4 protein-coding genes are annotated in these 6,143 nt (G+C 64.0%); all 4 read left to right on the top strand.

Annotation, left to right across the window (positions count from 1 at the left end; genetic code table 11):
* Positions 1 to 809 (top strand): TolC family protein (locus tag AX729_RS37025; RefSeq protein WP_197433762.1); only part of this gene is annotated, 809 nt, incomplete at its 5' end.
* Positions 806 to 1,795, top strand: coding sequence for a divalent metal ion exporter adaptor subunit IhpB (ihpB, locus tag AX729_RS37030; RefSeq protein WP_057196392.1), 990 nt, complete (start codon positions 806 to 808; stop codon positions 1,793 to 1,795). The genes AX729_RS37025 and ihpB, both read left to right, overlap by 4 nt.
* A complete protein-coding gene (locus tag AX729_RS37035; RefSeq protein ID WP_057196391.1) occupies positions 1,788 to 5,006 on the top strand; it encodes an efflux RND transporter permease subunit in 3,219 nt (1,072 codons plus the stop codon). Before ihpB ends, AX729_RS37035 begins: the two co-directional genes overlap by 8 nt.
* A partial coding sequence (locus tag AX729_RS37040; protein ID WP_156457417.1) for a heavy metal translocating P-type ATPase occupies positions 5,003 to 6,143 on the top strand: 1,141 nt, incomplete at its 3' end. The genes AX729_RS37035 and AX729_RS37040, both read left to right, overlap by 4 nt.

Genomic DNA, 6,143 nt, shown 5'->3' on the forward strand with positions numbered 1-6,143 from the left:
AGGTCGCCGCTCTTGAGCGGCTGACGCCGTTGCTTCAGCGCCGGGTCGATGCCGGCGCGTCGTCCCCTGCCGAGACCGGCCGCGCCGAGGTTGCGGCCGCCCTGGTGAAGGCCGATCGCGAGCGCACCAAGGCAAACCTCGCCAGCGCGCGCCGCGAACTGGCGGTGCTCATGGGCGACACTTCCCCGAAGTTCGGCGCCGTCTCCGGACGGCTCGATGCGACCACGCGCGCGCCATCTTTCCGGACGGTGATCGCCGCCATCGACGCCAACCCGCAACTGGTTCGGTGGAATGCGATCTATGCGCAACGCAATGCCGAGCTGCTGCTGGCACGGCTCAGGCCCTATCCGGACGTCCGCCTCTCGGCCGGATGGCGTCACTTCAACGAGACCAACGATGACGCTGTTCGGTTCAGCGTGTCGGTCCCGATCCCAATCTTCGATCAGAACCAGGGCAATATTCTGTCGGCGCAGCAGAACCTTGCCAAGACGCGGGCGGAACGAGAAGCGAACCGCAACACTCTGATCGTCGTCGCCGGACGGGCCTACGACAACGTTCAGGGCTCGCTGCGGGAACTTGCGATCCTTCGCGACTCCGGCATCCCGAAGGCCCAGGCCGCCGCCAACGAGATCGAGCAGGGTTACGGTGCCGGGCGCTTCTCGCTGCTCGAAGTGTTGGACGCACAGGCCAACGTCACCCAGGCTCGTCTGCGCGAGCAGGAGGCGCTGCAGAACTACCATGTCGCCGTTGCCACGATCGAAGGACTCGTCGGTAATCCCTTCGCTCTGGCGCGGGAGAGCGCACGATGAAGACTTCGAGCGCATTTGTCCTCGCAATGGTCGCGGCCGCTGCCGGCGCCTTCGGTTATCGCTGGCTGACGCCGAAGGACGGCTCCGCCGCGACGCAGCAGGTCGCGAAGCAGGACGCCAAGGAAGAGAAGGCCGGCAACGAGCACGCCGAGAAGGACGAGCACGGTGCCGACCGCATAGTGATCAGCGATGTCAAGCTGGCCGCCGCCGGCGCCACTTTCGCCGAAGCGGGCCCGGCGACCCTGACCGAAACCCTATCGTTCAATGGCGTATTGCGTGCCAACCAAGAGACCGTCGTGCAGGTCACGCCTCGCTTTCCGGGCATCGCCCGCGCCATCAAGAAACGGATCGGCGATGTGATCGGCAAAGACGACCTGCTGGCATCCATCGAAAGCAACCAGAGCCTGACCGTCTACGATCTCAAGGCGCCGATCGCTGGAACGGTGATTGACCGTCAGATCTCGCTCGGCGAATACGTCTCCGAGCAGAAGCCGTCGTTCGTCGTGGCCGACCTGTCGACGATCTGGGTCGATCTGTCGATCTACCGTCAGGATCTCAGGCGCGTCCGGATCGGGGACGAGGTCCTGATCGATCCGGATGATGGGGCGGGCGACATCAAGGGCAAGATCTCTTACTTGGCGCCAGTCGGCGCGAGTGAGACGCAGACGGCGATCGCGCGGGTGATCCTGCCGAATCCAGACGGAAGGTTGCGGCCCGGACTGTTCGTGACGGCTCGTTTGGTGTTGGCCGAGCGGAAAGTCGGGGTCGCCGTGCGCACTGGCGCGATCCAGACCTTCGAAAACAAGACCGTCGTGTTCGTGCGCGAGGGCGACGACAAGCTCGAGGCGCGTCCTGTTGAGCTCGGGGATTCCGATCAAAAATTCGTGGAGGTCCGCGCCGGGATCTCACCGGGCGAGAAGTATGTTGCCGAAAACTCGTTCGTTGTGAAGGCGGAGATGGGCAAGGGAGAGGCCGAGCATGATTGAGCGCCTCATTGAGTTCTCGATCCGCCAGCGCTGGCTGGTTCTCCTGTTCGTGCTCGGACTTCTGGCTTTCGGCGGCTGGAACTTCGTGCGGCTGCCGATCGATGCGGTACCCGACATCACCAACGTTCAGGTGCAGATCAACACGCAGGCGCCGGGTTATTCGCCGCTCGAGACCGAACAGCGCATCACGTTCCCGGTCGAGACAGCGATGGGCGGCCTCCCGAAGCTGGAATACACCCGGTCGTTGTCACGCTACGGTCTGAGCCAGGTGACGGTCGTCTTCCGGGACGGGACCGACATCTACTTCGCCCGTCAGCTCGTCAACGAGCGCATCCAGCAGGTTAAGGATCAGCTTCCCGCCGGCGTCGAAGTCGCCATGGGCCCCGTTGCGACGGGGCTCGGCGAGATATTTCTCTATACCGTCGAGGCCAAGCAGGGCGCCAAGGCACAGGGCGGCAAGGAGTTCACGCCGAGCGATCTGCGAACGATCCAGGACTGGATCATCAAACCGCAACTCCGCAACGTGCCCGGCGTTATCGAGGTCAACACGATCGGCGGGTTCGAGCGGCAGTTCCACGTGCTGCCGGATCCCGGCAAGCTCATGGCCTACAAGCTGGGATTCCGCGACGTGATGACGGCGCTCGCCGCCAACAACGCGAACGTCGGCGCCGGCTACATCGAGAAGAACGGCGAACAGTACCTGGTCAGGACTCCGGGGCAGGTAGCCAACATCGCTGAGATCGAAGACATCGTCATCGGCTCGCGCGGCGGCGTACCGGTCCGGGTCAAGGATGTGGCCCAGGTCGCCGAAGGCAAGGATCTCCGTACCGGCGCAGCGACTCTCAACGGGAAGGAGACGGTCCTCGGGACAGCCATGCTGCTGATTGGCGAGAACAGCCGCGCAGTGGCCCAGCGGGTTTCCGCCAAGTTGAACGAAATCGCCAAGTCGCTTCCGGAAGGCGTCGTCGCCCGCGCCGTCTACGACCGAACTCACCTCGTCGAGGCGACTGTCAAAACGGTCGAGAAGAACCTCGTCGAGGGCGCGATTCTCGTCATCATCGTGCTGTTCCTAATTCTCGGCAACTTCCGCGCTGCTTTGGTGACGGCCTGCGTCATCCCGCTTTCGATGGCGATGACCGTCACCGGCATGGTCGAGACGAAGGTCAGCGCCAACTTGATGAGCCTCGGCGCAATCGACTTCGGCATCATCGTCGACGGCGCGGTCATCATTGTCGAGAATTGCCTTCGTCTCCTCGCGGAAGCGCAGCATGAGAAAGGCCGGCTGCTGAACCTGAACGAGCGACTGGAGACGATCCGCAACGGATCGGCAGAGGTCATCAAGCCGAGCCTTTTCGGCACGCTGATCATCGCTGTCGTGTACCTGCCGGTGCTGACCTTGACAGGGGTCGAAGGCAAGATGTTCACGCCGATGGCGCTGACCGTCCTGATGGCGCTTGCTGCCGCAGCTCTGTTCTCGGTCACCTTCGTGCCGGCAGCGGTGGCTATCATTGTCACCGGCAAGATCTCGGAGAAGGAGAACTTCTTTATGCGCGCCGCCAAGCGCGTCTATCTTCCTCTACTGGACCGCGCCATCGCCTTTCGACGCGTTGTTGCGGTCGGGGCGGTCCTGATGGTCGGGGCGAGCGTGTTCGCGGCGACCCGCATGGGCGGCGAGTTCATTCCGAGCCTCGACGAGGGCGACGTCGCCCTCGCAGCGATCCGCATTCCGGGGACGAGCCTGACGCAATCGCTCGACCTGCAGATGGCGCTGGAGAAGAGGATTCAAGAACTGCCCGAAGTGAAGGAGTTCTTCACGCGAACGGGCACGGCCGAGGTCGCGACCGATCCCATGGCGCCGTCGATGTCGGACGGTTACGTCATGCTCAAGCCGCGCAGCGAGTGGCCGGATCCGGAGAAACCGAAGGCGGAGCTGATCGAGGAGATCGAGAAGGCGGCCAACGACATCCCCGGCAGCAACTATGAGGTCTCCCAGCCGATCCAGTTGCGCGTGAACGAACTGATTTCAGGCGTTCGCAGCGACGTTGGCATCAAAATCTTCGGCGACGATCTCGACGTGCTGCAAGGAGCCGCCAGCCAGGTGCAGGCCGTGATTCAGGGTATCCGGGGGGCTACCGACGTGAAGACCGAACAGGTCGCCGGCCTGCCGATCCTCACCGTCAAGCTCGACCGGCGGGCTCTCTCCCGCTACGGCCTCAGTGTCGGCGATGTGCAGAACATTGTGGAGATCGCCGTAGGCGGAAAGAGCGTCGGCAAGCTTTTCGAGGGCGATCGGCGATTCGACATTGTCGTGAGGCTTCCGGAGCGTCTGCGCGGCAATATCGAAGCGATCCGTGCGATCCCGATTCCGTTGCCCGCCGAAGAGCCAGGATCAGCTCCGATCGCCAAGACGGCCTTGTCGGGAGCGCTCGGAGTACAGCCTCGCTACGTGCCGCTGTCGTCGGTAGCGACGGTCGATTCCGCGCCAGGCCCGAACCAGATCAGCCGCGAGAACGGCAAGCGGCGCATCGTGGTGACAGCCAACGTACGCGAGCGAGACCTTGGGTCGTTCGTGTCCGAAGCGCAGGATGCGGTCGCGCAGAAAGTCAAGCTCCCGGCGGGCTACTGGATCGGCTGGGGTGGGCAATTCGAGCAACTGGTCTCGGCGACCAAGCGGCTCACCATCGTCGTTCCGGTGGCGCTGCTGCTGGTGCTGCTGCTGTTGTTCATGAGCTTCGGATCGCTTGCCGACGCGCTGCTGGTGTTCAGTGGCGTGCCGCTGGCGTTGACGGGCGGCGTGCTGGCGCTGCTGCTACGGGGCATCCCGCTGTCGATCAGCGCGGGCGTCGGCTTCATCGCGCTATCCGGCGTGGCGGTGCTCAACGGTCTGGTCATCATCGCGTTCATCGAACGGCTCCGCCATGAAGGAAAGTCCGTGCTCGAGGCCGTCCATGAGGGCGCCGTGACGCGGTTGCGCCCAGTGCTGATGACCGCGCTGGTGGCCTCGCTCGGCTTCGTTCCCATGGCGATCGCGACGGGCGCCGGCGCGGAGGTGCAGCGACCGCTGGCCACCGTCGTCATCGGCGGCATCATCTCCTCGACGATCCTGACGCTGCTGGTGCTACCGGCGCTTTACGTGCTGTTCCGGAAGGACTCTGCGCCGGCCCCTAAGCCGGACAATGTCGACGGCGCTGCGGTGGGAAGCCACGCATGACCGAAGCTGCCCAGAAGATGAGACTTCGGGTCGGCGGAATGGACTGCGCGGCCTGCGCCATTAAGATCGAGAACGCCGTTTCGCGGATGCCCGGGGTGAGGAGCGTCGAAGTCTCGGTGACCGGCGGCAGCGTGTCGATCGATCATGAGGGGGTTGTTCCGCGCGAGGCGATCAGCCGGCAAATCGCAGCCTTGGGCTACGTCGTCGAGGACGACCGGCCCCAGGGTAATGAGCGGCCGACGTATCAGCATGATGATGGTGATGATCACAATGGTCACGGTCACCATCATGTCGCCGGCGGCCAGGAACCATGGTGGCGGTCGAGCAAGGGCGATGCGACGATTGCATGTGGAACCGCATTGGCAGTCGCCTTCGCCTTGGGAAAGGCGGTTCCGAGCATCGAGAACTGGGCGTTCCTGCTCGCGATGCTGATCGGGCTGGTGCCCATCGCGAAGCGGGCATTTTCAGCGGCTTTTGCCGAAACGCCGTTCTCGATCGAGATGCTGATGACTATCGCGGCCGTTGGCGCGGTCTTCATCGGCGCGACGGAAGAGGCAGCGACTGTCGTCTTCTTGTTCCTGATCGGCGAACTTCTCGAAGGGTTCGCTGCGGGGCGGGCTCGGGCGAGTATCCGGGATTTGACCAAGCTCGTCCCGAAGATCGCCCGGCTAGAGCAATCCGATGGCCAAGTCAGCGAGGTGGAAGCCGAGACGCTGTCCGTCGACGCTCTGATCCAGGTCCGTCCTGGCGATCGCATCCCCGCCGACGGCGTCATCGTCTCCGGAGACAGCGCGATCGACGAGGCGCCCGTCACCGGCGAGAGCACGCCTGTCCGCAAGAAGGCCGGGGCGGCTGTGTTCGCCGGAACCGTGAACGGAGAAGCTCTGCTCCGGATCAAGGTCAGCGCCTCCGCCCAAGACAACACCATCGCCCGCGTCGTCAAGCTGGTTGAGGAAGCGCAGGAGTCCAAGGCGCCCACGGAACGCTTCATCGATCGCTTCTCGCGCTACTACACGCCGAGCGTGGTGGTAGTCGCCACCATCGTGGCTATCCTGCCGCCACTCGTCTGGACAGGCGCAAGCTGGCGCGAGTGGATCTACAAGGGATTGGCCATCCTTCTGATCGGCTGCCCGTGCG

Origin of the sequence: Bradyrhizobium sp. CCH5-F6 (assembly GCF_001556045.1) — a bacterium.
In the GTDB taxonomy this organism is placed as follows: domain Bacteria; phylum Pseudomonadota; class Alphaproteobacteria; order Rhizobiales; family Xanthobacteraceae; genus Bradyrhizobium.